The 25,071-nt window shown below is 63.1% G+C and carries 23 protein-coding genes; 10 read left to right on the top strand and 13 right to left on the bottom strand.

The features are described 5' to 3' along the window. Positions 1-72 precede the first annotated feature (72 nt). The 3 genes from BWP39_RS04385 to BWP39_RS04375 all read left to right on the top strand — a co-directional run bounded on the left by BWP39_RS04385 (position 73) and on the right by BWP39_RS04375 (position 2,643). Positions 73-981: a LysR family transcriptional regulator gene (locus BWP39_RS04385; protein ID WP_096717206.1), complete on the top strand. Its 909-nt coding sequence runs from the start codon at positions 73-75 to the stop codon at positions 979-981. A gap of 268 nt (positions 982-1,249) precedes the next feature. After that, positions 1,250-1,930 (top strand): outer membrane lipoprotein, encoded by a 681-nt coding sequence (locus tag BWP39_RS04380; RefSeq protein ID WP_096717204.1) that lies wholly within the window; start codon positions 1,250-1,252, stop codon positions 1,928-1,930. 248 nt (positions 1,931-2,178) lie between these two features. Continuing rightward, positions 2,179-2,643 carry a DUF2501 domain-containing protein gene (locus tag BWP39_RS04375; RefSeq protein ID WP_096717202.1) on the top strand — a complete coding sequence of 155 codons (465 nt, stop codon included), beginning with the start codon at positions 2,179-2,181 and terminating at the stop codon, positions 2,641-2,643. Positions 2,644-2,694: 51 nt separating this feature from the next. On the opposite strand, the gene BWP39_RS04370 is transcribed toward BWP39_RS04375, so the two are convergent. Together BWP39_RS04370 and BWP39_RS04365 are read right to left on the bottom strand one after the other, a co-directional pair. Then, complete coding sequence (locus BWP39_RS04370; protein ID WP_096717200.1) at positions 2,695-3,597, bottom strand: DapH/DapD/GlmU-related protein; 903 nt, start codon at positions 3,595-3,597, stop codon at positions 2,695-2,697. A 40-nt stretch (positions 3,598-3,637) separates the two neighbouring features. After that, the gene (locus BWP39_RS04365; RefSeq protein WP_096717198.1) at positions 3,638-4,021 is read right to left on the bottom strand and encodes a hypothetical protein; all 384 of its coding nucleotides are present in this window, start codon (positions 4,019-4,021) and stop codon (positions 3,638-3,640) included. Positions 4,022-4,224: 203 nt separating this feature from the next. Between BWP39_RS04365 and BWP39_RS04360 the strand changes: the two genes are divergently transcribed. Next, positions 4,225-4,734: a GNAT family N-acetyltransferase gene (locus BWP39_RS04360; RefSeq protein ID WP_096717196.1), complete on the top strand. Its 510-nt coding sequence runs from the start codon at positions 4,225-4,227 to the stop codon at positions 4,732-4,734. A gap of 31 nt (positions 4,735-4,765) precedes the next feature. Here BWP39_RS04360 and BWP39_RS04355 read toward each other — a convergent pair whose 3' ends face one another. Genes BWP39_RS04355 through BWP39_RS04345 form a run of 3 tightly spaced genes read right to left on the bottom strand, consistent with a single transcriptional unit; the run spans position 4,766 to position 6,818 of the window. Beyond that, positions 4,766-5,656 carry a cytochrome c oxidase assembly protein gene (locus BWP39_RS04355; protein WP_096717194.1) on the bottom strand — a complete coding sequence of 297 codons (891 nt, stop codon included), beginning with the start codon at positions 5,654-5,656 and terminating at the stop codon, positions 4,766-4,768. Between the two features lie 9 nt (positions 5,657-5,665). Further along, positions 5,666-6,145 carry a copper chaperone PCu(A)C gene (locus tag BWP39_RS04350; protein WP_096717192.1) on the bottom strand — a complete coding sequence of 160 codons (480 nt, stop codon included), beginning with the start codon at positions 6,143-6,145 and terminating at the stop codon, positions 5,666-5,668. A 19-nt stretch (positions 6,146-6,164) separates the two neighbouring features. After that, positions 6,165-6,818 carry an SCO family protein gene (locus tag BWP39_RS04345; protein ID WP_096717190.1) on the bottom strand — a complete coding sequence of 218 codons (654 nt, stop codon included), beginning with the start codon at positions 6,816-6,818 and terminating at the stop codon, positions 6,165-6,167. A gap of 341 nt (positions 6,819-7,159) precedes the next feature. On the opposite strand from BWP39_RS04345, the gene otsB reads away from it, so the two are divergent. Both otsB and otsA read left to right on the top strand, forming a co-directional pair. Further along, complete coding sequence (gene otsB, locus BWP39_RS04340) at positions 7,160-7,909, top strand: trehalose-phosphatase (RefSeq protein ID WP_096717188.1); 750 nt, start codon at positions 7,160-7,162, stop codon at positions 7,907-7,909. Positions 7,910-7,964: 55 nt separating this feature from the next. Then, positions 7,965-9,374: an alpha,alpha-trehalose-phosphate synthase (UDP-forming) gene (gene otsA, locus BWP39_RS04335; RefSeq protein WP_096717186.1), complete on the top strand. Its 1,410-nt coding sequence runs from the start codon at positions 7,965-7,967 to the stop codon at positions 9,372-9,374. A 90-nt stretch (positions 9,375-9,464) separates the two neighbouring features. On the opposite strand, the gene BWP39_RS04330 is transcribed toward otsA, so the two are convergent. Further along, positions 9,465-11,300: an ABC transporter ATP-binding protein gene (locus tag BWP39_RS04330; RefSeq protein WP_096717184.1), complete on the bottom strand. Its 1,836-nt coding sequence runs from the start codon at positions 11,298-11,300 to the stop codon at positions 9,465-9,467. 743 nt (positions 11,301-12,043) lie between these two features. Between BWP39_RS04330 and BWP39_RS04325 the strand changes: the two genes are divergently transcribed. The 3 genes from BWP39_RS04325 (at position 12,044) to BWP39_RS04315 (ending at position 14,752) form a co-directional block, all read left to right on the top strand. Next, positions 12,044-13,108 carry a glycosyltransferase family 4 protein gene (locus BWP39_RS04325; RefSeq protein WP_091019968.1) on the top strand — a complete coding sequence of 355 codons (1,065 nt, stop codon included), beginning with the start codon at positions 12,044-12,046 and terminating at the stop codon, positions 13,106-13,108. A gap of 254 nt (positions 13,109-13,362) precedes the next feature. After that, complete coding sequence (locus tag BWP39_RS04320) at positions 13,363-14,265, top strand: hypothetical protein (RefSeq protein WP_096718545.1); 903 nt, start codon at positions 13,363-13,365, stop codon at positions 14,263-14,265. A gap of 22 nt (positions 14,266-14,287) precedes the next feature. Beyond that, complete coding sequence (locus BWP39_RS04315) at positions 14,288-14,752, top strand: DUF2214 family protein (protein WP_096717182.1); 465 nt, start codon at positions 14,288-14,290, stop codon at positions 14,750-14,752. A gap of 154 nt (positions 14,753-14,906) precedes the next feature. On the opposite strand, the gene gudD is transcribed toward BWP39_RS04315, so the two are convergent. Both gudD and BWP39_RS04305 read right to left on the bottom strand, forming a co-directional pair. Beyond that, positions 14,907-16,256: a glucarate dehydratase gene (gudD, locus tag BWP39_RS04310; protein ID WP_096717180.1), complete on the bottom strand. Its 1,350-nt coding sequence runs from the start codon at positions 16,254-16,256 to the stop codon at positions 14,907-14,909. A 44-nt stretch (positions 16,257-16,300) separates the two neighbouring features. Further along, positions 16,301-17,605 carry an MFS transporter gene (locus BWP39_RS04305; protein WP_407944776.1) on the bottom strand — a complete coding sequence of 435 codons (1,305 nt, stop codon included), beginning with the start codon at positions 17,603-17,605 and terminating at the stop codon, positions 16,301-16,303. A 402-nt stretch (positions 17,606-18,007) separates the two neighbouring features. Here BWP39_RS04305 and BWP39_RS04300 point away from each other — a divergent pair, with 402 nt between their 5' ends. Further along, positions 18,008-18,760, top strand: coding sequence for a FadR/GntR family transcriptional regulator (locus BWP39_RS04300; RefSeq protein WP_096717176.1), 753 nt, complete (start codon positions 18,008-18,010; stop codon positions 18,758-18,760). Positions 18,761-18,907: 147 nt separating this feature from the next. On the opposite strand, the gene BWP39_RS04295 is transcribed toward BWP39_RS04300, so the two are convergent. The 5 genes from BWP39_RS04295 to BWP39_RS04275 all read right to left on the bottom strand — a co-directional run bounded on the left by BWP39_RS04295 (position 18,908) and on the right by BWP39_RS04275 (position 25,067). Further along, positions 18,908-20,518, bottom strand: a complete 1,611-nt coding sequence (locus tag BWP39_RS04295; RefSeq protein WP_096717174.1) for an aldehyde dehydrogenase (NADP(+)) — start codon at positions 20,516-20,518, stop codon at positions 18,908-18,910. A gap of 80 nt (positions 20,519-20,598) precedes the next feature. After that, entirely contained in the window at positions 20,599-21,510 is a 912-nt protein-coding gene (gene kdgD / locus BWP39_RS04290; protein ID WP_096717172.1) for a 5-dehydro-4-deoxyglucarate dehydratase, read from the bottom strand. Positions 21,511-21,741: 231 nt separating this feature from the next. After that, the gene (locus tag BWP39_RS04285; RefSeq protein WP_096717170.1) at positions 21,742-22,626 is read right to left on the bottom strand and encodes a 2-hydroxy-3-oxopropionate reductase; all 885 of its coding nucleotides are present in this window, start codon (positions 22,624-22,626) and stop codon (positions 21,742-21,744) included. A 48-nt stretch (positions 22,627-22,674) separates the two neighbouring features. After that, positions 22,675-23,937 carry a glucarate dehydratase family protein gene (locus BWP39_RS04280; RefSeq protein WP_096717168.1) on the bottom strand — a complete coding sequence of 421 codons (1,263 nt, stop codon included), beginning with the start codon at positions 23,935-23,937 and terminating at the stop codon, positions 22,675-22,677. Further along, the gene (locus BWP39_RS04275; protein WP_235851370.1) at positions 23,934-25,067 is read right to left on the bottom strand and encodes a LacI family DNA-binding transcriptional regulator; all 1,134 of its coding nucleotides are present in this window, start codon (positions 25,065-25,067) and stop codon (positions 23,934-23,936) included. Before BWP39_RS04275 ends, BWP39_RS04280 begins: the two co-directional genes overlap by 4 nt. Positions 25,068-25,071 lie beyond the last annotated feature (4 nt).

Below are 25,071 nucleotides of genomic sequence, written 5' to 3'. Positions count from 1 at the left end.
TATCGCCGTTCTCCGTCCCGCCGACAAACGATGATAAATTGACGCACCCACAAGAAAAGCTAATGCCAGCCCATGCGACTCCAGCTACCGCTCAATGCGCTTCGCGCGTTCGAATCGTCAGCGCGACATCTGAGTTTTACCAAGGCGGCGCTTGAACTGAGCGTCACGCAAGCCGCGATCAGCCAGCAGGTCAGGATGCTCGAAGCGCGGCTCGGCACGGCGCTCTTCAAGCGCTTGCCGCGCGGACTCGCGATGACCGACGAGGGTCTTGCGCTCTGTCCCGTGCTGACCGAAGCATTCGATCGCATGGAAGCGGTGCTGCGGCAATTCGAGAACGGCCGCTTTCACGAGGTGCTGACGGTCGGCGTGGTCGGTACGTTTGCTGTCGGCTGGTTGATGCCGCGACTCACGGCATTTCGCGTCGCGCATCCGTTCATCGAGTTGCGTCTCATGACGAACAACAACGTCGTCGATCTCGCGACCGAAGGGCTCGATTTCGCGATCCGTTTCGGCGACGGCACGTGGCCCGGTTCGCTGGCGCTGAAGCTGCTCGATGCGCCGTTGTCCGCGTTGTGCCTTCCTGAGGTCGCGAGACGTCTGAAGGTGCCCGGCGATCTCGCCGGCGAGACGCTGCTGCGCTCCTATCGCATCGGCGACTGGACCAGCTGGTTTGCAGCGGCGCGGATTCCGCCACGTCCGGTGCGCGGCCCCGTCTTCGATTCATCTCGACTGATGGTCGAGGCCGCGATGCAGGGCGCCGGCGTCGCGCTCGCACCGACCGCGATGTTCGAGCATGAGATACGCGCGGGCCGTCTCGTCCAGCCGTTCGATATCGAGGTCGACTCGGGCAGCTACTGGCTGACCATGCAGAAAGGCAAGGCACCGACGCACGCGATGCGGGTCTTCAACGACTGGATCGTGAGAGAGATCAGCGGGGGCGGGGTCGACACATCGTTCGAAGCGCCCATGGTTTCCTCGTGAAGCGCTTGGCCATTGCGTTCTGAGTAAGTCGATTGTAACCATCGGTAAAGTGTTCCATGCGCAGCATTGTTAAATGCACGCAGGCCATTTTTGCCGATCCTTATCTGTCGCCCTTTTGCGGTCGACATACGTTAAATGGCGTGCACACCGCCGGCTTCCTGCGCGCGCAGCGGGCGTACAGGCCGTTACAAGTTGCCGTTGAATTCAGTCCCCTTACGATCCACACTGCGCTCCATCTTCACTCGAGGGCTATCGCCCGGAGATCATGATGGACAACGCAAATCAGTCATCCAGTCGTATTCATCCGCTCGTCGCAACCGCGGCCGGCGCCGTCATTCTTGCGAGCGCGGTCGGTATCGCAGCGATGACCGGCATTCTGCCGAAGGCACACAGCGACGATGCACCGTCCACGGCGCAGCAGAGCGCACAGGTCGCTGCGGCTTCTGCGACTCTCGCCACGCCTGCCGTGCAGCCCGCGCAGGTGGTCCAGGCTCAGCAGCCTGTGGTCCAGCAACCGGCCGCGCCGGTCGTGCGACGGCCCGTCCATGTGGCCTCGCGCCCGGTGCATACCGCACCACGCTATGAGCCTCAACCGCAGCCGCAAGAGATGGTCGATCGCGATGTCGGCACCGTCGAATCGATTACGCCGGTTACGCAGCAAGGCCATGGCACCGGCCTCGGTGCTGTCGGCGGCGCGGCGGCCGGTGGCCTGCTCGGCAACCAGTTCGGACGCGGCAACGGCCGCACTGCGGCGACGATTGTCGGCGTGCTGGCCGGTGGCCTCGCGGGTAACACTGCCGAGCAACATCTGCGCAGCGAGACCGACTACCAGGTCCGTGTGCGCATGCCCGACGGCTCGACGCGTGTGATGACCTATCAACGTCCGCCTGAATTCGGCGTCGGTCAACGTGTGCGGGTCGATGGCAACGGAATTGTCGGCGCGGGCTAACGAAGCATCGTTCGTCGGGGCGCGGGTGTTGCGGGTACCTGGCAGACCCGCGAATCGACGAATACGGTCTGCCTATGCGCTATGAGTACCCGTGAGTCTCATGTTCAGATCCGACGTGCGTGACGATCGACGTACTTCGGATCACGAGCAGCACAATTCGACTGAACCGTACGGGTCCGTGCCGGTCGTAGGTGTCAAAAGCACTATAGTAAGTAGAAACAACTTCAGCCGACCCAAGGAGGATGAGTATGAAAGTACGCACGTATCGCACCGCAGCTGCAGGAATCCTGTTCGCGGCATTGCTGCCGTTCTCGGCCGCGCATGCGCAACTCGGCAATCTGCTGCCAGGGGGCGGGTCGAACAGTTCGTCTTCTGGTGGACTGGGCAGCCTTGGCAATCTCGGTGGGCTCGGCAGCTCATTGCCGGGGTCGTCGCTGACCTCGGGCAGCACCGGTAACGTCGCCGGCATACTGCAGTTCTGCATCAAGAACAATTACCTGAGCGGCGACAGCGCGTCGTCCGTCAAGGACTCGCTGATGAGCAAGCTGCCCGGCGGTTCGTCCACTTCCGATAGCGGCTACACCCAGGGCTCCCAGGGCATCCTGAGCGGCAGCAACGGCAAGCAGGTCGACCTGAGCGGTGGCGGCCTGAAAGAGCAGGTCACGAAGCAGGTCTGCGACAAGATCCTGTCGCAAGGGAAGTCACTGCTGTAAATGCATGACGCGGGATGCCGCATGGCGCAGCGTCCCGCATCGCGCATCGATCTAGTCGTTGCTATGCAGCGCGGTGTTCAATCCTCCCCAACGGGATGAGTCGGTCGCGAGCACTTCGACTGCGCCCGTCTGGCTGTTTCTGCGAAACAGCAATCCCGAGCGACCCGATAGCGTTCTCGCCGCGACGACGCTGCCATCGGGCATCTTCACTTTCGATCCTGCAGTCACGTAAAGGCCCGCTTCGACGATGCACTCGTCGCCAAGCGAAATGCCGATGCCCGCGTTCGCGCCGAGCAGACTGCGCTCGCCGATCGCATTCTTCGTTTTGCCGCCGCCGGACAGCGTGCCCATGATCGACGAGCCCGCGCCGACGTCCGAATTTTTGCCGACCGTCACGCCGGGTGTCACCCGGCCTTCCACCATCGATTCGCCCAGCGTGCCCGCATTGAAGTTCACGAACCCTTCGTGCATCACGGTGGTTCCTGCGGCCAGATGCGCACCGAGTCTCACGCGGTCCGCGTCGGCGACGCGCACACCGTCGGGTACGACGTAGTCGGTCATGCGCGGGAAGCGATCGACTGACGCTACGGTCAGGTGATGAAACTCGGCCGCCACGCGATCGCGCAGGGTATCGACGTTGTGGGGCAGTACAGGTCCGGCCGAGGTCCACGCCACGTTCGGCAGCCAGCCGAAGATTCCGTCGAGATTGATCGCGTTCGGTTGTACGGTCCGCTCCGATAGCAGATGCAGCCGAAGGTACGCGTCTTCGGTCGAGGCGGGCGGTGTGTCGAAGGATTCGATCGTGACGTCGATGAAGTCGCCTGCTATCAACCCGACTTTCTCTGCGAGACAACCGCGCTTGAGTGTCGCGCCTGATTGCGGGAACCACACGTCGATCGTCTTGCCGGTTTCCGTGTCCCGGTAGCGGTGGCCGGTTCGTTGAAGCGTCGTCATCGAAGTTTCTCCTTTCTGTGCCGCGACATCGCGATGTTGATTACTGCCGTGCTGCGGCGTGCTTGCGCCATGCAAGCGGTGCAACGGCGAGCACGAACACAAGGAACACGACCTGCGACAGATAGAACGGCGCAGTCCACAAGTCGGCCATCGCAACATAGTACGTGTTGTGTATGACGTCGCTGACGATGATCAGTACCGTCAGCACGATGCCTGCTCGTGGTCGCAGGAACAGCAGCACGATCGCGAGCGGGTCGAACAGCGTCAGTGCGCTCCAGTAGATGCGGCTCGCGAATGGTGCGCGCGAGCCGAAGCCATAGTCCCACAGCGGGCCATGCTGCACGACGGCGACAATGTGATTGACGCTCGCGGCGAGCAGACAGATTGCGAAAACCAGACGGATCACAAGGGAAGTACGCGTCATGGGAGCGAGGGCGGTGAATCACGAAGTGGTACGAGACGACGATGGTAGCCGATACGACGATGTGGCCAGCGCACTGCGTTAGCGGGTTGCTTGAAGACGCCACCGCGAGACAGCCTGCAACGCGTACAGTTGGCGATCATCGGCCGGTCCCGGCATAATCGAGCCATCCGCTCACGCCTCGCGCATTTTCCCGACCACACTCCATGACCGATCCCCAGCACGCCGACGCACAGGCGGCAACCTCCCGTTTCGAATGGCGCTGGAAAGCGTTCGACGATCTCGCTCCGGCCGAGGTCTACGACATCCTCGCGGCCCGCAGTGCCGTGTTCGTGGTCGAGCAGCACTGCGTCTATGGCGACGTCGACGGGCTCGATACGCAGGCGTGGCATCTGAGCGCGTACAGCACCTTCAGCCATACGCGGCCGACGCTCGCCGGCTATCTGCGCGTGTTGCTACCTGATGGCAACGGCGCCGACGACACCGATATCCGCATCGGCCGCGTACTGACGATGCCTGATTTTCGCGGCATGGGCATCGGTCGCGCGCTGCTCGAACGTGCATTGACTCATATCTACGCGCAGTGGCCTGGTGTGCCGATTCGTCTGCATGCGCAGGCGCATTTGCAGCCGTTCTACGCGGCGTTTGGTTTCGAGTCGATCTCCGATGTACACGACGAGGACGGCATTCTGCACGTCTGGATGCGTTCAACCTGAAACGATCGGACGGCGCCGTCGCATGCCGTAATCAGCTGCGCGCGGGTTGCGGGCTCGTTGTATCCACTGCGTTCGACGTGAGCGACGAAGCCCGCCCGATATGCCCGCTGCGCAGCCGTGCCCGTGCCGACAGTCGCATCCAATTGCGCAGCGCGAACACGGCGCCGATCACGCTCATCATCGAACCGGGAATCCACAGCAGAAGACCGCCGATCTGCTGATCGCGCATCGGGCTAAGCCACGTGAACGCGCGCCCGCAGATCGAATACACCGGGTACAGTTCGCGCGATGAAAAGAAGATGAACGCACCGAGCACGATCTGCGGCGGAATCGCCGCGATCACGACGAGCACCCGTCGTCCCGGCGAGAGCCGCGCGGGCGGAGCGGGCCGCGGATCGAGGACGAGCCACCAGAACATCAGGCCATCGATAGCCATGCTCCAGTTCATCACGCGATACAGCCGCCAGTCGAGCATCGCGACAAAGTGAATCGGCGACAGCAACCAGAAGTAGATCAACCCGACGAACAGCGCAACCGCGACGACCGGATGCATCAGCACGTCGAGAATCGCGCGCACCGGGCGCGTCGCGAGCGTAGGGCGCAGGAAGCGCTGGCGCCAGCGGAACGGGATCCCGGCGCGCAACGCTGCGCCGGGATAAGACAGCGCGATAAAGAACGGGCCGAGGTGATGCAGCACCAGATGCTGCGTGCGATGCATGAAGAACTCATGCTCGAAGAAGTAGTCGAGCCGTGTATGCAGCGCGACGTACAGCGCACCGAGTCCGAACCAGAACGAGATGCGCCGGCGCACCGACACCTTGGCCTTGTGCGCCCCACGCGCGAACAGGATCGCAGCGGTCAACATGACGATGACCACGGTCGGCGACGGTTCCCACGGGTCGAGCCAGTAGAGCAGGTTCATCGAGCGCGATCAGTTTTGCTGGGCAGGCGGTTTGACCGCAAACGGCGTGTCGAGCGTTTCGCCGTCGGAGAAGTGCAACTGCAGATGCACGGTGTTGCCGGGGGCGATCGCGTGCTTCGCGTCTTCGAGCATCAGGTGATAGCCGCCCGGTGCAATCGATACGCTACCGTGCGCGGGCACGGTCAGCTTGTCGACCATCACCATCTTCTGCGTCGAACCCGCCGACACCGTTTGATGCAGCATCGCGCTACCGTAGTCGTTGCTCGAGACGTCGACGAGATCGACCGGTTTGTTGCTGCTATTGGCGAGCGTTACATAGCCCGCAGCAGGTAGCGCGCCGGGCAGCCAGCGTACCCAGGCGTTCTGCGCGGTGATCGCCGGTGTAGCCGCCGTGGCGTGTGCCAGCGGTAGCGTGATGGTCGCAAAGGCAAGCGCACAAAGACCAGCAGCGGTGTGTGCAAATCGGTGTGAAGTGAGCGAAATCGTCATGGGGGCGAGCAAACAAAGATCAGGAGTGGGCGTCGATGATACGACGCACGTCGTGCGCGATGACGTCGGGCGAGTCTTGATCGGTGGCGAGCAGGCGTGCGTGGCCCTCGGCGTCGAAGACGTACACGGCCGAACTATGCGTCACTTCGTAGTCGCCGTTCGGATCGCGCTTTTCCATCTGATAGGCAACACGGTAGCGCTGCGCCATCGATTCGATCTGCCTGTCGCTGCCCGTCAGGCCGCGCGCATGTTGCGCATCGAATGCGCCGAGATAGTCGTGCAGCGCTTTAGGGGTATCGCGTGCCGGATCGACGGTCACGAACAGGATGCGCACCTGCTGCGCATCGGGACCGAGTTCGGTCAGCACCTGCATCAGCCGCGCCATCGTTTCGGGGCAGACATCGGGACAGTGCGTGTAGCCGAAATAGACCAGCGACGTGCGGCCTTTGAACGTATCGCCGGTAGCGGGCTTGCCGTCGTCGCCGGTGAGCGAGAACGAGAGATCCGGCAGATGGCCGGTCACATCGGTCAGTTTCCAGGGCGCGGCTTCGCGCGAGCAACCGGTGAGCGTGCCGGTCGCACCCAGTATGCCGAGCGCTGCGCACAGCGCGAGCATGCGCGGGAGTCGCGTGCGTATCAGGCTCGCGCGACGGCGAAGCGATTGCGTTTGCATGGTGTAGCGGAAGAATTCAGGGGAACAAAGACGGCGGTGGGCACTCGATTCAATACCTGACGCGAGCGGCACAGGCCATCGTGGCTGCGACTCTAGCGCAAATTGCCGGCTCTCGTTGCCGCCACGGGGCGAGCCCGCGCAGGACGAGGCAATATGCCGCAGAGCACTGAAAGCACATTGAAATCCGATCGTTCTGCTTTTGAACGCAGTAACCTGACCCGATCGGCCCGTCACGCCCACCAGCATTGCGCGCAGGCTTACTTTCTCGAAAAATGACCGGATGCGCGGTAAGATGCGCACACTTTTCCGGCTGCACCCAGCTGAGAGGCAAGATAAAACCGATGCAAGCACTTCCGGCTGTTCTGTCTCCCGCGGAGACCGCATTCTTCTTCGACTTCGACGGCACGCTCGTCGAACTGGCGCCGACACCCGACGGCGTACTCGTGCAGCCCGACACCCTCGCGCTACTGACCGAACTGCGACGCCTCACCCATGGCGCGGTGGCGATCGTGTCGGGACGCGGCATCGACAGCATCGATACGTTTCTCGGTATGCCCGATCTGCCGATCGCAGGTCTGCACGGCGCCGAGCGGCGCGATGCGAACGGCGATACCCAGCGCATCGGTTTTAACGACGAACGTCTGCTGCGCATGGAGCAGGTGCTGGCACAGGTTGTGAACCAGAACCCCGGCATGCTGCTGGAGATCAAGGGCGCTGCGATCGCGCTGCACTACCGCAACGCGCCCGATCGCGAGCCGCTTGCGCGTGAGGCCACCGGCCGTCTCGTTGCCGACTATCCGGAGACGTACGTGCTGCAACCCGGCAAGATGGTCTACGAGATCAAGCCGAAGGACGTCGACAAGGGCCGCGCGCTGCGTGCGTTTCTCGACGAGCCGCCGTTCGCGGGCCGTCGTCCGGTATTTGCCGGGGACGACCTGACCGACGAAAAAGGCTTCGCCGTCGTCAACGAATACGGCGGCCTGTCGATCAAGGTCGGAGCCGGCGAGACGATTGCACACAGTCGCGTCGACTCTGTGCGGGCGCTGCACGTGTGGCTGGCTGCGCTGGTCGCGGCGGCACGCGGTGCATGAATGAGCGTAGTCGAATGAACGTGATGGGACTGTTTTTGCACGGAGCGTGCAGGTCATGAGCCGACTGATCATCGTATCGAATCGCGTGGCGCCGATTTCGGAGGGCGGGCCCGCCGCCGGCGGTCTCGCGGTCGGCGTGTACGACGCGCTGAAGGAAACCGGCGGCATGTGGTTCGGATGGAGCGGCGATGTGCTGAGCTCCGGGCAGCCGCAGATCAAGGTCGAAGAACGCGGGCCCGTCACGTTCGCGACGATCGGCCTCGTGCGGCGCGACTACGATCAGTACTACCGCGGCTTTTCGAATGCGACGCTGTGGCCCGCCTTTCACTATCGTGCGGATCTGCTGCAGTACGACCGCCACGAGTTCGAAGGCTACTGCCGCGTGAACGCGTGGCTCGCGCAGCAACTGGTGCCGCTGCTGCGGCCCGACGATGTGATCTGGGTACACGACTACCATCTGATCCCATTCGCGCAGGCGCTGCGCTCAGCCGGTGTGAAGAATCGCATCGGCTTCTTCCTGCATATTCCGTTTCCCGCTTCGCAGGTGCTGCTCGCGGTGCCGCCGCATCGTGCGCTGGTCGAGGCGCTGTGTTCGTTCGATTTACTCGGCTTCCAGACCGCGCCGGATCTGCGTGCGTTCTGCGATTACGTCGTCAACGAAGCAGAGGGAACCGTCGAAGCAACGCATGGCCGGCCCACCATCGTGCGTGCGTTCGGCAGGACGCTGTACGCCGCCGATTATCCGATCGGCGTCTATCCCGACGAGATCGCGGAACTCGCGAAAGCCGGGGAGCGCGGCAAGCCCGTGCGCACGATGAAGGCGACGCTGCACGCGCGCAAGCTGATCATGAGCGTCGACCGGCTCGATTATTCGAAGGGACTGGTGGAGCGCTTCCGTGCGTTCGAGCGGCTGCTCGAACAGACGCCCGCGCAACGCAACAAGGTGTCGTTTCTGCAGATCGCACCGCCGACGCGCGCCGACCTGCACGCCTATCAGGACATCCGGTTGCAACTGGAGAGCGAGTCGGGCCGTATCAACGGGCGTTTTGCTGAACTGGACTGGACGCCGATTCTATATATCCATCGGCAGTACGAGCGCTCGGTGCTCGCGGCGTTGTTTCGCACCGCGCACGTCGGCTATGTCACGCCGCTGCGCGATGGCATGAACCTCGTGGCGAAGGAATATGTCTCGGCGCAGGACCCGGAAAACCCCGGCGTGCTGGTGCTGTCGCGTTTTGCCGGCGCGGCGCAGGAATTGCACGGCGCACTGATCGTTAATCCGGTGGATATCGACGGGATGGCGGACGCGCTGGCGGCTGCCTTGACGATGCCGCTCGAAGAGCGACAGGCGCGCCATCGGGACATGATCGTGCAACTGCGGGAGAACAACGTGTCGGTGTGGCGCGATAACTTCATGCGCGATCTGCAGCGCTCGGGCGATGCGCCTGCGGCGGTTGTCGGCTGACCGGCGCGGTACTGGTACTGCGCAGAAAGAAACCCGCTACGCCAGACCACGCGGTAGCCGGAACGCACCGGCTACCCCATCACACCTCCCTCAAGCAACGTGCTGTTCGTCGACCTTCTTGCCGCCGATGTGCAGCGTCGTGCTCTTGCCATATTGCTTCGCGAGCAGATCGCGATAGATCCCAGGGCGGTTGCGCAGTTCTTCGGGCGTGCCGTCGTCGATCACCTTGCCCGTGCTCATCACGATGATCCGGTCGAAGTTGTGCAGCGTAGACAGCCGGTGCGCGATGGCGATCACCGTACGGCCGACCATCAGGCGGTCGAGCGCTTTCTGGATCGCTTCTTCGGACGCGCTATCGAGCGCCGAGGTGGCCTCGTCGAGCAGCAGGATCGGCGCATTCTTCAGGATCGCGCGCGCGATCGCGATGCGCTGGCGTTGACCGCCCGACAGCTTCACGCCGCGGTCGCCGACGATCGTATCGAAGCCGTCCGGCATCGCCTCGATGAAATCCGTACAGCGCGCTTCGCGTGCGGCGGTGACAACTTCTTCGCGTGTAGCTTCAGGGCGACCGTACGCGATGTTCTCGAATACCGTGCGATGGAACAGCGAAATATCCTGCGGAACCAGCGCAATGGCGTGGCGCAGGCTCTCCTGCGTCACCCCGGCGATGTCCGTACCGTCGATCTTGATCTGCCCGCCCTGGGTTTCGTAGAAACGCTGCAGCAACGCAAGCACGGTCGATTTACCGGCCCCCGACTTGCCGATCAGCCCGACGCGCTGGCCAGGTTCGATATGCAGGTCGAAATGGTCGAGGATCGGCCGGCGGCGCGGATAGGCGAAGGTCACGCGTTCGAAGTCGACGCGGCCGCCTTGCGGCACGAGTTCGCCGGCGTCCGACCGGTCCGGCATGCCGTGCGGCTCGAGCAGCGTCTTCACGGCCTCGGCAAGCCGCGCGACGTGCTGCGTGACATCGACGAGCGCGACGGCGAGGTCGCGCGTGCCGTGCAGGATCGTGAAGCCAAGCGAGCTGACCAGCACGATATCGCCTGAGGTCGCCTTGCCCTGATCCCACAGCCACAGCGCCCAGCCCAACAGCCCCGCCGACAGCAGCGCCGTGATCACCGCGTGCAGCAGGCGCAGCTTTTCAAGGTACAGCAGGCTCTGCTGCCGCGCGTCCATTTCCGCCTTGACCGTCGCACCGAAGCGCTTCTGTTCGCGGAAGGTCATGCCGAACGCGCGCACGAGCCCCATGTTGCTGATGACATCGACGAGTTCGCCGTCGACCGACGCCGCTTTCGTCGCGAAGCGATGGTGACGCGCGGAACCGCGCCCGGCCAGCTTGTACAGCACCACCGACAGAATTGCCGAGCACAGCAGCAGACCGCCCGACATCAATGGATTGACGGCGGTGATCATGACGATCGCGCCGCAGACGGCGATGCACGGTGGCAGCACGTTCCAGGCGGTGGTGTTCTCAGCGGTGTAGACCGCGTTCGATGTTGCCGTGATGCGGCTGGCGAGCATGCCGGGTTGTTTTTCGGCGTAGTAGGTCGGCGAATGGCCGCTCAGATACTGGAACAGATCGCGCCGCAGATCGCCGGTTACTGCCACGAACGTATGCGCGGCAACCCAGCCGCCGACGCGCCACAGCATGTTGTCCGCGGCGATCAGGCCGACGAGGATCGCAAACGCGGTCCACAGCGGCCCCGGGTGATGCCGGCCGGTGCCGAGCACGTCGATCAGGTGCTTGATCGCGTATTGCGAAGCGAGCGCGCATCCGACTGCGGCAAACACGCTGCACAACACGACGGCGTGCGCGAGCGGATGACGGCGGATGAAGCGGAAGAGAAACGCAAGCGGCCGGTCCGCATAGCTCGCGAGCTTTGCGTTGTGGACGTTACGCTGTGCGGGAGTCAAATGTTCCAATTGTTCGTGTGGTTGGTGTGAGGCGGGTTAGCGATGCAACGGCCGCAATGCGTTCGCGACACAGATGAATGTTCCGGCATTGTAAATACGCAAAAGCTATTCCGCATGCGGAATGTGGCTGCAACTGCATCTCTATGCCAGAACGAGGGGGTGACGATGAGGTGGGTCTACGGTGTCCGAGTCACGGATCTCCCCATGGTTCACCGCCTCGGCTGCTATTTCGAGACGCAATCGCGATATAATTACAGATTGCATTCAGCGTACCCCTGTCCGTTGCCGCGTTGCGGCCCCTCGGACAGCCGTTCAGGCAGTTTAAAACGGCAGCGGGGTGACGCGGCAGCGCGGCGAAGAATCGGTTCCGCAGTGCAGCGAACCAGCCTTCAATGTAAAACTGTCTTGCAAAACAAGGGTTTGCAAAATGTTGCGCCTTTGTAACAACGTAAAGTTTTTGAAATGTTGTGCACCCCCACAGGGGCCGGACGCGGATAATGCGCCTTCGGTCAGTCCCTGGGATTTTCTGACGATCTGTCAACGAGCGGTCATTCGGTGCGTTTACCGCCGGATGGGCAACCTGGCAGCCGACGACCAGTGTGGGTGTCCTTGCAAGCGATCCGTCGCAGGATTTCTCGAAAAAAACAGGCCAGGCCGGTTTTCTTCGGCCGTACCGCCGTAGCGAGCAAACGAATCGCTTTAACCAACCGCAGTACTTTTTTGCCTGATTTTTTTACGAGGAGTTCTCCATTATGCGAATCGCTCAAATCGCTCCCTTGCACGAGGCAGTTCCGCCCAAGCTGTATGGCGGCACGGAACGGGTAGTGTCGTACCTGACCGAAGCGCTCGTCGAACAGGGACACGATGTGACGCTGTTTGCCAGCGGCGATTCGCAGACCTCGGCGAAACTCGAAGCATTCTGGCCGCAGGCCCTGCGCCTGGACCCGACCATCCGTGACACGATGGCGCCGCACATGTTGCTGCTCGAAGAAGTGCGCCGTCGCGCGGACGAATTCGACGTGCTGCATTTCCACATCGACTATTACCCGTTCTCGCTGTTCTCGCGCCAGCCGACGCCGCATCTGACGACGCTGCACGGCCGTCTCGACCTGCCGGAACTGCAACCGATCTTCAACACGTTCAACGACGTGCCGGTCGTATCGATTTCGGACAACCAGCGCTCGCCGCTGCAACAGGCGCACTGGCTGTCGACCGTGTATCACGGTCTGCCGGAAAACCTGCTCAAGCCGATTCCGGACGTCAAGCCCAGCTACCTCGCGTTCCTCGGCCGCATCTCGCCGGAAAAGCGCCTCGACACGGCCATCCGTATCGCCGAACAGGCCGGCATGCCGATCAAGGTTGCTGCGAAGCTCGACAAGGCCGATCGCGCCTACTACGAAGAAGTCATCAAGCCGCTGATGTCGCTGCCGCACGTCGAGTACATCGGCGAAATCAGCGAAGCGGAAAAGACCGAGTTCCTCGGTAATGCACACGCGCTGCTGTTCCCGATCGACTGGCCGGAGCCCTTCGGTCTGGTGATGATCGAAGCAATGGCGTGCGGTACGCCGGTCATCGCGTTCAAGCGCGGTTCGGTGCCGGAAGTGATCGAAAACGGCGTGTCGGGTTTTGTCGTCGAAGACGAAATCAGCGCGGTCGCTGCCGTCAAGCGCCTGCACACGCTGCCGCGCGAAACGGTTCGTAAGGCATTTGAAGCGCGTTTCTCGTCGAAGGTGATGGCGAAGAACTACGTCGCGGCCTACGAAGAACTGCTGCGCCGCAAGCGCCGTACGGTGCTGCGCGAAGTCAACGCCGGCTGAGGCCGACGCGCTTTCTCCGGCGCCCGTGTGGGTCGTCGGGAGAGCCTGCATCACTGAGATAGTCGTTCGCCACGCCCCGCATGCGTCAAGCATGCGGGGCGTTGTTGTATGCGCGCCGCGGATATCGCCGGGAAACCACACCGCGCCCCGCGAAAGTGCCGTTTCGCGCGCGCTAACCGTGAGCCTTCGGCACATAGTCCCTATAATGGCCGTGCCGCAAACCGGCGGTGCCGCCGACGATACAGGAGGATGCTTTGGCGAGAACGAAAGAGACGCGTGCGAACGCGGCGCCTGGCGCCGGTACGCTCTTCGCGCTACGCGCCATCGGTCTCGTGATTCTGGCTCGCTGGCTGTTCTCGATGGCACAGATGGACATCTTCGCCGCACTGTCGGGGATGGCGTCGTCGCCCTGGGCGTGCATCAATCTCGTGTTCCTGTTCCTGCTGATCTTTCTACCCGGCGCACGCGCGCAGGCTGAGCGGCCGTTTCATCCGTTGCCGCAGTGGCTGCGTCAGGCGCTGCGGTTCTTCGCGCTGCTCGGTTTCGTTTTTGCGCTCTGGTCGATCGGGGCTTTTGTGCTGGCCGCCGGTTGGCGGCGCACGCTCAATACCGTCGCCGCGACCAACGGCTGGCTCGTGGCCGCACCGGCGCTGTATGCCGCTGTGCTGTGGATTTGCCGGCCACGTCCGTTGTGGCGAACCAATATCGCGGCGCGGCGCTTCGCGATCGGCCGTTATGCGGTTGCGCTTGATGTCGTGACGCGTACGGTGATCGTCTGGGCTGAGAGCCGCAAGCTGGGGCAGTACGATGCACGTGAGTTGTCGGTGCGCTGGCTTGCAGGTGTTACGGGTGGCGTGTCGGCGGGTAGTGCCGCAGCTCCAGCCGATGCCGCCGTCTCCAGCGAGCCTTCTATATCGATCGAAGCGGACGGGGCCGTGCCGGCCGCGGCGCTGCGCCGTGAGTCAGTCGTGACACCCGCGACGCCCGCAAGATCAGGCACCGCCCGCTGGGGTCGCCGGCCGAAGATCGAACTGCTATGGAACTCGCCGGCTGCGGCGGGACATAATCGCCAGAGGGTGTTCCGCACGCCGCTTGCCACCGAGGGCGATCGTACCGCCGCGCGAGCGCTCGACACGACGTTGAGCCAGACCGTTTAGGCTGGCCTTCACAGGAGTCGCCATGCTGATTCGCTGGTTGCTTGCCGCAATTCATCTGCTGGCCTACGGTTTGGCGCTCGTGTCGATTCTCAGACGCAGCGTCGCGCTGCGGCACTGTTCGACATCGGCTGGGCTGCCGGCGGTTTTTCACGCCGATAACGGCTGGGGCGTCTCGGCGGTCGTGCTGATCGTGACCGGTGCGATGCGGGCGTTCGGTGGTTACGAAAAGGGCGCCGACTACTATCTGCACGAGCCGCTGTTTCATCTGAAGATGGGCGCGCTGGTTCTGATCCTGCTGCTCGAAATTGCGCCGATGATCGGTCTGATCCGCTGGCGTATCGCGCTGAAGAAGGGTGTGGAGCCCGATCTCGGGCGGGCCCGGCGCTACGCCGGTATCGGTGTGGTGCAGCTCGTGTTGCTGGTGCTGATGGTGTTCGCGGCAACGGGGATGGCGCGCGGAATCGGGCTGCCCGACAACGCTGTTTAATCTCATCGATCCCGTCGATCCCATCGATCTCGTCGACGCAGAAGAGCGACGCCCCACATCCGACGACCCCGCGGCGATCATGCATGTCCCGTCAAGCAAGTCGGTTTACCGCCTTGCCTGACGTACTGCGCTCAAGCCTCCGCTGCCGCCTCCCTCAACGCACGAGACAAGGCCGCTTGTTATCGAACGTCCAGTTCGGAATCAGATACTGCATCGCGACGCCGTCGTCGCGTGAACCGAGGCCGTGCTGCTTGTAAAGCTCATGCGCCTTTGCAACTTCATCCATGTCGAGTTCGACGCCAAGGCCGCCACGCGGCGGCACCGCAACCATCCCACCGACGATCTTCAACGGCTCGCGCGTAAGCCGCTGACCGTCCTGCCAGATCCAGTGCGTATCGATTGCGGTGATCTTGCCCGGCGCCGCCGCGGCGACGTGCGTGAACATCGCGAGCGACACGTCGAAGTGATTGTTCGAATGCGAGCCCCACGTGAGCCCCCATTCGTTGCACATCTGCGCGACGCGCACCGAGCCCTGCATGGTCCAGAAGTGCGGATCGGCGAGCGGAATGTCCACCGATTGCAACTGGATCGCGTGACCCATCTGGCGCCAGTCGGTGGCGATCATGTTGGTCGCCGTCCTCAGGCCGGTGGCGCGGCGGAATTCGGCCATGACTTCGCGCCCCGAGTAGCCGTTCTCCGCACCGCATGGGTCCTCCGCATAGGCCAGCACATCGTGCTGGTCGCGGCACAGGCGGATCGCCTCCGCGAGCGACCATGCACCGTTCGGATCGAGCGTGATGCGTGCCTCCGGGAAGCGTTCGGCGAGCGCGGTCACAGCTTCGATTTCCGCATCGCCCGCGAACACCCCGCCCTTTAGCTTGAAATCGTTGAAGCCGTAACGCGCATGCGCCGCTTCCGCGAGCCGCACGACGGCTTCCGGCGACAACGCGGCTTCGGTGCGCAGCCGCGTCCAGTCATCGTCCGCAGTGCCGTCCGCGTAGGGCAGGTCGGTTTTCTTGCGATCGCCGACGTAGAACAGATAACCGAGCATCTCCACACGCTCGCGCTGTTGCCCTTCGCCAAGCAGCGCCGCGACCGGCACATCGAGATGCTGGCCCAGCAGATCGAGCAGCGCGGCTTCGAGCGCGGTCACCGCGTGGATCGTCGTGCGCAGATCGAAAGTCTGCAGGCCGCGTCCGCCCGCATCGCGATCGGCGAACTGTTTGCGCACGGTGTTCAGCACGTTGTTGAAGCGCCCGATCGACTGGCCGACGACGAGCGGTCGCGCATCGTCGATGGTCTGGCGGATTTTTTCGCCGCCCGGCACTTCGCCGACACCGGTGCGTCCCGCGCTGTCCTTGAGGATCACGATGTTGCGCGTGAAAAACGGCCCATGCGCGCCGCTCAGATTCAGCAGCATGCTGTCGCGGCCGGCGACCGGAATGACTTGCAGTTCCGTGACCTTCGGTGTGTCGGTGGAATGGCTTGAGGCAGTTGCGTTCATGATGATCGGTGAGCGAAGAAAGAGAAAACCAGAGGCAATAGAGATCAGGCAGCAATCAGCGAATCTTTCAGTTCGACCCGCTTGATCTCGCCGACCACGAACAGATAGCACGCGATCGCGACCAGCGCATTTGCGCCGACGAAAACGAGCGCCGCTGCAAACGAGCCGGTGCCTTGCACGAGGTAGCCGATCACAATCGGCGTCGTGATACCGGCTGCATTGCCGAACGTATTGAAGAGCGCGCCGCACAGGCCGCCGGCCTGCTTCGGTGCGGTATCCGCGACGACGGCCCAGCCGAGCGCGCCGACACCTTTGCCGAAAAACGCGAGCGCCATGATGGCGACGACGATCCACTGCGTGTCGACGTAGTTGCACGCAATCATGCAGGTTGACAGCAGCATGCCCGCAACGATCGGCGCCTTGCGTGCGAAGGTGGCCGAGTAGCCGCGACGCAGCAGCGCGTCCGAGATCACACCGCCGAGTACGCCGCCGAGAAAACCGCAGATCGCCGGAATCGCTGCGAGAAAACCGGCCTTCAGGATCGACATGTGCCGCTCCTGAACGAGGTAAATCGGAAACCACGTGAGAAAGAAGTAGGTGAGCGTCGTGATGCAGTACTGGCCGATGAACACGCCGAGCAGCATGCGGCTCCTGAGCATTTCCTTTACGCACGCAACGGTCTTGACCTGGCGCACGACCGGTACCGCGGCACTACCGCGTGTACTGCGCCGCTGGTCGAGATCCACGAGGCCGCCACCTGCTTCGATGTAGCGGATTTCCTGCGGGTTCGCGCGCGGATGTTCCTTCGGCGCGTAGACAGTTTTCATCCACACGCCGGTGATCAGGATGCCCAGCACGCCCATCACCGTGAACACATGCGGCCAGCCGAATGCGTGCGTGATCCAGCCCATCAGCGGAGCGAACACGACGGTCGCGAAGTATTGCGACGCGTTAAAGATCGCGGCGGCGGTGCCGCGTTCCGCGGTCGGGAACCACGCCGAGACGATGCGACTGTTGCCGGGGAACGCAGGCGCTTCCGCAATGCCGACCAGAAAGCGCAGCGCGAACAGCGCGGCGATTGCCGTACCGGCTGCGAGACCGACCACCCAGCCTTGCATCATTGTGAGCAGCGACCACGCGAAGATGCTGACCGCGTAGGTGCGCTTCGAGCCGAAACGGTCGAGCAGCCAGCCGCCCGGCAACTGGGCGATCACATACGACCACGCGAACGCGGAGAAAATGTAGCCCATCATGACCGGCGACAGACCGAGATCGTGTTGCATCGCTGTGCCGGTAATCGACAGCGTCGCGCGATCCGCGTAGTTCAGCGTGGTCACGACGAGCAGCATGAGCACGATCAGATAACGGACCTTCGTGGCGCGTTCTGTCGGCGCTGCGGTGGTCGTATCGTTGGCGCGTTCGCGGGCGACGGGGTCTTGCGGGGAGGTTGTGCCCACGCGCTGGTTCAGTTCGGTCATGGCGATAGATACCGGTGCCGGTGCTGAGGCAGGGCGCCGGGTGTCTCCTTCAAGATGCGCGACGGTGCAGGCAGTGCATGGTGGCCGGGGTGGCGCGGGTACCTGGAGGCGCAGGGAATTGCGTTGCAGGCCGCACGGCGCTGTGCCGCGGACGAATCCGTTGACAGGTTCACGGGTAAATCATCAGTCATCAGATGACATCTGACGCAGTATAATGAATCGTAGTTGTTCGCTCATACCCCATGTAAACCCTCACGATCAACGAACGCCGCCATGTCCGTGCCTACTCTTCCTGTCGCGCCGCGCCGTCGCATGCGTAGCCTCGCGCAAGACGTCGTCGATGCGCTCTCTGCGCAAATCCAGGCGGGTGCCCTGCGCCCTGGCGACAAGCTGCCGACCGAGACCGAAGTGATGGTCGCGCAGGGGGTAAGTCGCACTGTTGTACGCGAGGCGATTTCGCGCATGCAGGCGAGTGGTCTTGTCGAAACGCGACACGGCATTGGTAGTTTCGTGCTGGACCGTGTGCATAGTTCGGTGGGTATCGACCCGGCAACAATCACGACGATTCGCGATGTGCTCGCGATCCTCGAAGTGCGGATCAGCCTCGAAAGCGAATGCGCGAGTCTGGCTGCGCAGCGCGCTACTGCAGAGGATCTGGTCGGATTGCGGCGCGCGCTCGATGCCATCGCGGTTGCGGCGCACGCGGGTGTCGATACGGTCGCGCCCGACTATCAGTTCCATCTGCAGATCGCGCGTGTCACCGGCAACCGCTATTTCGTGGAGATCATGTCGCAGCTCGGCGCGACGCTCATCCCGCGGGCGCGCGTCAATTCCGCGGGTATTGCCGGCGACGATCTCGATCGCTACATGGCGCGGCTCAACCACGAGCATGAAGACATCTATGAAGCGATCGCACGACACGATCCGGAAGCGGCGCGTGCTGCGATGCGCACGCATCTGACGAAGAGCCGCGAGCGCTTGCGACGCGCCAACGAAGAAGCGGAAGGGGCGGGGCAGGCTGGCTGAGCGGCGGATCGCCGCCGCGTCATGTTTCGCTCGACGTTTGCCTATCTTGTCTGACGTCATACTGTCTTTGCGCATATCTTGAACCGGCGATGATGCGCGAAGCGCATACCACCGCCGGTGATCAGCCAGGTCCCACCGAGTCGCGAACTAGCGCTGTGCGAACGCACCGTCGCTGAGCCGCCAGAGCTGCAACGGATTGCCGTCGCGCAATGCCTCGGGCAGCAGTTCCGCGGGCAGATCCTGATAGCAGACCGGACGCAGAAAGCGCTCGATTGCGCTCGATCCCACCGACGTCGCACGGCTATCCGACGTAGCCGGAAACGGGCCGCCGTGCACCATCGCATGACATACCTCGACACCGGTCGGATATCCGTTCGCGAGAATCCGCCCCGCCTTGCGTTCGAGCACGGGCAGCAGACGGCGTGCGAGCGCGGCATCGGTTGCGTTGACTGCATCGAGATGCAGCGTCGCGGTGAGCTGTCCCTGCAGATGTTCAGCCACACGCAGTAGCGTCGCTTCGTCGCGGCAACGAATGACTGTCGACACCGGACCGAACACTTCGTCTTCGAGCGCGGATGTCGAGAGGAATGTTTCCGCATCGCAGACGAAGAGCGCGCCGCGTGCCTGATTCGGTCCACTGGCTACCGGGCCTTCGCCGGCTAATGCAAGGCCGTCGAGCGAACCGAGCTGTTCGACGCCGCTGCGGTACGCCGAGTAGATGCCGGCGGTGAGCATCGTTTGCGCGGGTTTGTCGGCGAGTGCATGACGTGCCGCTACGATGAACGCATCGAGTGCGTCGCCGGCCAGCGCCACGACGAGACCCGGGTTGGTACAGAACTGCCCCGCGCCGAGCGCGAGCGAATCCACGAAGCCGCGCGCAATCGCATCGCCATGCGATGCCAGCGCGGCGGGCAACACGAAGAACGGATTGATGCTGCTCATTTCCGCATACACCGGAATCGGCTCTGCGCGCGCAGCGGCCGTGCGCACCAGCGACAAACCGCCGTGACGCGAACCGGTGAAGCCAACGGCCTTGATCGCCGGATGCGCGACGAGCGCTTCACCGACCTCGCTGCCAGCACCGACAATCAGCGAGAACACGCCTTCGGGCAAGCCACACTGCGCGACTGCCTGCTGCACGACACGGCCAACCAGTTCCGATGTGCCGAGATGGGCGCGGTGCGCCTTGACGACGACCGGACAACCGGCGGCCAGTGCGGACGCGGTATCGCCGCCCGCCACTGAAAACGCGAGCGGGAAATTACTCGCACCGAATACGGCCACCGGCCCGAGCGGCACGTTCTGTTTGCGCAGGTCGGCGCGTGGCAACGGCTTGCGTTCGGGCTGCGCGGAATCGAGTGTGGCATCGAGCCAGCGACCATCGCGCACGAGTCCCGCGAACAGCCGCAACTGGCCAATCGTGCGACCGCGTTCGCCTTCGAGTCGCGCCTTCGGCAAGCCGCTTTCAGCGTGCGCGCGCTCGATCAGCGCATCGCCGAGTGCGGCAATGCCATCAGCAATCGCTTCGAGAAAACGCGCGCGTGATTCGAGCGGCGCTGCACGGTAGGTATCGAATGCGGCGGCCGCGAGTTCACAGGCGCGCGCAACGTCTTCGCGCGTGCCGCTGTTGAACGTGGGGGTATCGATGGGCGCATCGGTGGCCGGGTTGAGGGCGTGCAGCGGCGCCCCGCTGCCGCGCACCGCAGAGCCGCCGATCAGCATTTCGCCGGTCGGCCATCCGGACGACGGATTAGACATGGGTAGTCCTCGTGGAATGCGTTGGCTCGCGATGACCGTGGGTTATCACCGGGTCATCACGAAGCGAAGTTGTCGCAGGGTTATTGCGGCCCGAGCGCCTTGATCAGCACATCGAGTTGCGCGCATTCGTCTTCGGTGAGATCGGTGAGCGGCGCACGCACCGGGCCGGCATCGCGGCCGACAAGACGCGCACCCGCCTTCACGATGCTGACCGCGTAGCCTGCGCGGCGATTGCGGATCTGCAGATACGGCAGGAAGAACTGGTCGAGCAGACGGCCGGTCGTTTCGTGATCGTCCTCGACGACGGCGCGGTAGAACTCGACGGCTGTCTTCGGAATGAAGTTGAACACCGCCGACGAATACACCGGCACGCCAAGCGCCTTGTACGCGGCTGCATAGACTTCGGCAGTCGGCAGACCGCCGAGGTACGTGAAGCGATCGCCGAGGCGGCGGCGAATCGACACCATCAATTCGATATCGCCGAGGCCGTCCTTGAAGCCGATCAGGTTCGGGCAGCGCTCGGCGAGCCGCTCAAGCGCTTCCGGTTGCAGCTTGCAGGCGCCGCGGTTATACACGACCACGCCAATCGACACCGCTTTGCAGACCGCTTCAACGTGAGCCGCCACGCCTTCCTGCGACGCTTCGGTCAGGTAGTGCGGCAGCAGCAATATGCCTTGTGCGCCGACCCGCTCTGCTTCCTTCGCAAAGGCGATCGCGGTGCGCGTCGGGCCGCCGGCGCCGGCGAGAATCGGCACCTTGCCGCGGCAGGTCTCGACGGCTGTGCGTACGACGTCGGTGAATTCGCCCGGCACCAGCGAGAAGAATTCCCCCGTGCCGCCCGCCGCGAAGAGGGCGCTCGCGCCGTAAGGCGCCAGCCATTCGAGACGTTCGATATAGGTGCGGGGCGCGAAATCGCCGTTCTTGTCGAAATCGGTGACCGGGAACGACAGAAGGCCAGAGGAAAGGGTTTGTTTCAGTTCTTGAGGCGTCATGGCGGCTCGCGTGTTGCGCGCTCCTGCAGGAGCGGGGACGGTGAAAGATGAGAGGTTATTTCAAAACGTCAGTCATCGTACATCATCGTCGAAAGGACGGCAATGCAGTCTTGGCAAGAGGGGATTTTTGTAAGGAGAGGGCCGCGCACCATAGGTGTGCGCGGCTTTTATGGCGTGTGCAGCGAGGGAGGAGGCTGAATCAGGACGTCGTATGTCTACTGCTGACGCAGTCTAGGCGACCGTGTGGTTCGCCATGATTTCGAGCGCTTTGACCAGCGCCGAATGGTCGAGTTGGCCCGCGTCGTGCGCGCTGCACAGTGTGAACAGTTGCTGGCACGTGGCGGTGTTTGGCAGCGGCACGCCGAGCGCCTTCGCGCCTTCCAGTGCGAGCCCCAGGTCCTTGCGATGCAGATCGATCCGGAAGCCGGGGTTGAACGTGCGCTTGATCATCCGTTCGCCGTGGACTTCGAGTATCCGCGACGACGCGAAGCCGCCCATTAGCGCTTCGCGCACGCGCGCCGGATCCGCACCGGCCTTCGAAGCGAACAGCAGCGCTTCGCCGACCGCTTCGATCGTCAGCGCCACGATGATCTGGTTGGCGACCTTGCAGGTCTGCCCCGCACCGACGTCGCCGACGAGCGTGATGTTCTTGCCCATCAGTTCGAACAGCGGCTTCACGCGGGCGAACGCGGCGTCGCTGCCGCCGACCATGATCGTTAGCGATGCGGCCTTCGCGCCGACCTCGCCGCCCGACACGGGCGCATCGAGATAATCGCAACCGAGCGCAGCGATCTTCTCTGCGAACGCCTTGGTCTGCAGCGGCGCAATCGAGCTCATGTCGATCACTGTCTTGCGCTTGCTCAAGCCGTGCGCGACGCCGTCGGTGCCGAACAGCACAGCTTCGACATCGGGCGTATCGGGCAGCATCGTGATCACGATGTCGGCCTGCTGGGCGACGTCCTTCGGCGAACTGCACGCTGTCGCGCCACCATCGGCGAGTTCCGTCGGCAGCGCGCCGTTGCGCTTGTACGCGAGCAGCGTGTGGCCGCCCGCCTGCAGATTGCGCGCCATGGGGGCGCCCATGATGCCGAGTCCGATAAAACCGATCTTTGCCATGATTGTCTTCCGTGCGGATATGAGGTTGTGTGAAGTTGGGCAGAACCGTCAGAAGCGCGGCCTGCGCAGTGACCAGTCGGGGCGAAGTTTGCGCATCTGCGTGGCGTCGTCGCGATTGACGAGGCCGCAGCGCAGATATTGCTCGTGCAGCGTACCGAGCGCATCGTGGTCCAGCTCGACGCCGAGGCCCGGTTCATCGGTCACGGTCACGCAGCCGCCGGTAATCGCCACTTTGCCGCCCTTGATGACTTCCTCGTTCTGCCACGGATAGTGCGTGTCGCACGCGTAGGTCAGATTCGGCACGGCCGCCGCGAGGTGTGACATCGCCATCAGGCTGATGCCGAGATGCGAATTCGAATGCATCGACAGGCCGAGACCGAACGTATCGCACAGTGCCGCGAGCGTTTGGGTGGCGCGCAAACCACCCCAGTAATGATGGTCGGACAGTACGATCTGCACGCCGTTCAAGGCGATGTTGCGGCGAAATTCGGTCAGGTTCGTGACGACCATGTTGGTTGCGAGCGGCAAGCCGGTTGCCTTGTGCAACTCGGCCATACCGTCGAGCCCCGGTGTCGGGTCTTCGTAGTATTCGAGGTCGCCCTGCAACTGCCCGGCCATACGGATCGCGGTATCGAGCGACCAGTTCGCGTTCGGATCGATACGCAGCGGGTGATCCGGAAACGCGTGCTTGAGTGCCTTCAGGCACGCCACTTCGTGTTCGGGATCAAGCGCACCCGCTTTCAGCTTGATACTGCCGAAGCCATACCGGTCGATCATCGTGCGCGCCTGCGTCACGAGCTGTGCTTCATCGAGCGTTTCGCCCCATGTGTTCGGCCGATAGGACGGATCGACATCGCTCGCAAACTTGAAGAACAGATACGCTGAAAACGGCACCTGTCGACGGACCGCGCCACCGAGCAACTCATGCACAGGAATGCCGAGCGAGCGCGCCTGAAGATCGAGAAACGCGACCTCGAACGCGCCGAAAATTTTCTGGTCCGCATGGCTTGCCTGCGATCCCGGCGATACGTCGAGTTCGACGCCACGCACCGCCGACTTCCCCGCGGCGTGTACGCGTTGCCACAGTCCGTTCAGGTCGAACGGGCTCAGGCCCGTCAGGCTGTCTTTCACACGCGTGAGGCTGTCCAGTACCGGCTTGTCGCCATACGTTTCCCCAAGGCCGACAAGCCCGTTGTCTGCCTCGACCTCGATGATCGAGCGTAGTGCGTAAGGCTCGTGCACGCCGCTCGCATTGAGCAGCGGCGAGTCGCTGACCGCGATCGGGGTACTCCGGACGGTGGCGATTTTCATCGACTGTCTCCGTTTCTGGTTGGCGTCGTGAGGGCAGGTGTCGTATCGCCGGAAGCGGCGCGACGTATCGTAGAGTCGCGCGCGACGAGGCGCGGTTCGAGCGGCGAATAGCCGACATCGCTTTTGCCGGCCAGCGCGTCGATCAGCTTGTGCATCGCCAGTTCACCGAGTTTCTCGCTCTGCAGATCGACCGTGGTCAGTGCCGGCGACGTGTACTCGCCATACGGCACGTTGTCGAAGCCCGCAACGGAGATGTCTTCAGGCAATGCGAAACCGAGCGCACGCGCTTCCTTCATGAAGCCGAGCGCGATCAGATCGTTGTAGCAGATGAGCGCATCGGGGCGCTCCGGTCCGAGCATGATCGACGAACATGCACGTTCGCCGGCCTGCGGCGACGGCGTATGGCCTTCGTAAAGTGCGGCGATAAGACCGTGCTCGGCGAGGCAGCTTTGCATGCCGCGAATCCGCTCGTCGTTCCAGCGCGATTGTCCGAAGCCGAGATAGGCGAAGCGCCGATGTCCCTGGTTCACGAGATGACGCGTCAGCATGTAGGCTGCGAGATAACTGTCGGTGCCGACACACGGAATCGGAAAGTGGCGATTGCTGCCGAACAGGACGATCGGCTTGTGCAGATCGAGCATCCATTGCACGGAGTCGTCCGGTATCCGCGAACTCACGATCAAACCGTCTACACGTTGTGCCAGTGCTTCGATGAGCGGTCGCTCGCGTGTCTGGTTTTCTTCGGTATCGACGAGCAGCAGCGTGTAGCCGTGCTCGATTGCTACGCGGTTCGCACCTTTGACGATGTTCGTGAAGTGCGGATTGCGAATGTCGAGCACCGCGAGACCGATGGCGCGGGTTTCGCCGGTGATCATCGAGCGCGCGAGCGGGTTCGAGCGATAGCCGAGTTGCTCGATCGAGGCCTTCAACCGGGCTTCGACGGCGGGCGAGAAGCGCTGCACGCCGTTCATGTATTTCGACACCGTCGCGACAGACACGCCGGCGGCAGCGGCGACGTCGCGGATCGTGGAAGAGGTTCTTTTCATCGTTGGAAGGATAACGTTTTCTTCCGATGTTGCAAATGGTAGTCGTTGCAATTTATTGACCGCTGAAACAACGACCGATAACATATGG

The sequence above is a fragment of the Paraburkholderia acidicola genome (assembly GCF_002362315.1).
Classification (GTDB): domain Bacteria; phylum Pseudomonadota; class Gammaproteobacteria; order Burkholderiales; family Burkholderiaceae; genus Paraburkholderia; species Paraburkholderia acidicola.
Note: the sequence above shows the minus strand (reverse complement) of the source record. Positions and strands in the feature narration are given on the sequence as shown.

What these genes read in the sequence shown, in the direction of transcription:
- BWP39_RS04385 (WP_096717206.1), top strand. Translation starts at nt 73, where the DNA reads ATGCGACTCCAGCTACCGCTCAATGCGCTTCGCGCGTTCGAATCGTCA.
- BWP39_RS04380 (WP_096717204.1), top strand. Translation starts at nt 1,250, where the DNA reads ATGGACAACGCAAATCAGTCATCCAGTCGTATTCATCCGCTCGTCGCA.
- BWP39_RS04375 (WP_096717202.1), top strand. Translation starts at nt 2,179, where the DNA reads ATGAAAGTACGCACGTATCGCACCGCAGCTGCAGGAATCCTGTTCGCG.
- BWP39_RS04370 (WP_096717200.1), bottom strand. Translation starts at nt 3,597, where the DNA reads ATGACGACGCTTCAACGAACCGGCCACCGCTACCGGGACACGGAAACC.
- BWP39_RS04365 (WP_096717198.1), bottom strand. Translation starts at nt 4,021, where the DNA reads ATGACGCGTACTTCCCTTGTGATCCGTCTGGTTTTCGCAATCTGTCTG.
- BWP39_RS04360 (WP_096717196.1), top strand. Translation starts at nt 4,225, where the DNA reads ATGACCGATCCCCAGCACGCCGACGCACAGGCGGCAACCTCCCGTTTC.
- BWP39_RS04355 (WP_096717194.1), bottom strand. Translation starts at nt 5,656, where the DNA reads ATGAACCTGCTCTACTGGCTCGACCCGTGGGAACCGTCGCCGACCGTG.
- BWP39_RS04350 (WP_096717192.1), bottom strand. Translation starts at nt 6,145, where the DNA reads ATGACGATTTCGCTCACTTCACACCGATTTGCACACACCGCTGCTGGT.
- BWP39_RS04345 (WP_096717190.1), bottom strand. Translation starts at nt 6,818, where the DNA reads ATGCAAACGCAATCGCTTCGCCGTCGCGCGAGCCTGATACGCACGCGA.
- otsB (WP_096717188.1), top strand. Translation starts at nt 7,160, where the DNA reads ATGCAAGCACTTCCGGCTGTTCTGTCTCCCGCGGAGACCGCATTCTTC.
- otsA (WP_096717186.1), top strand. Translation starts at nt 7,965, where the DNA reads ATGAGCCGACTGATCATCGTATCGAATCGCGTGGCGCCGATTTCGGAG.
- BWP39_RS04325 (WP_091019968.1), top strand. Translation starts at nt 12,044, where the DNA reads ATGCGAATCGCTCAAATCGCTCCCTTGCACGAGGCAGTTCCGCCCAAG.
- BWP39_RS04315 (WP_096717182.1), top strand. Translation starts at nt 14,288, where the DNA reads ATGCTGATTCGCTGGTTGCTTGCCGCAATTCATCTGCTGGCCTACGGT.
- gudD (WP_096717180.1), bottom strand. Translation starts at nt 16,256, where the DNA reads ATGAACGCAACTGCCTCAAGCCATTCCACCGACACACCGAAGGTCACG.
- BWP39_RS04305 (WP_407944776.1), bottom strand. Translation starts at nt 17,605, where the DNA reads ATGCTGCTCGTCGTGACCACGCTGAACTACGCGGATCGCGCGACGCTG.
- BWP39_RS04300 (WP_096717176.1), top strand. Translation starts at nt 18,008, where the DNA reads ATGTCCGTGCCTACTCTTCCTGTCGCGCCGCGCCGTCGCATGCGTAGC.
- BWP39_RS04295 (WP_096717174.1), bottom strand. Translation starts at nt 20,518, where the DNA reads ATGTCTAATCCGTCGTCCGGATGGCCGACCGGCGAAATGCTGATCGGC.
- kdgD (WP_096717172.1), bottom strand. Translation starts at nt 21,510, where the DNA reads ATGACGCCTCAAGAACTGAAACAAACCCTTTCCTCTGGCCTTCTGTCG.
- BWP39_RS04285 (WP_096717170.1), bottom strand. Translation starts at nt 22,626, where the DNA reads ATGGCAAAGATCGGTTTTATCGGACTCGGCATCATGGGCGCCCCCATG.
- BWP39_RS04280 (WP_096717168.1), bottom strand. Translation starts at nt 23,937, where the DNA reads ATGAAAATCGCCACCGTCCGGAGTACCCCGATCGCGGTCAGCGACTCG.
- BWP39_RS04275 (WP_235851370.1), bottom strand. Translation starts at nt 25,067, where the DNA reads ATGTTATCGGTCGTTGTTTCAGCGGTCAATAAATTGCAACGACTACCA.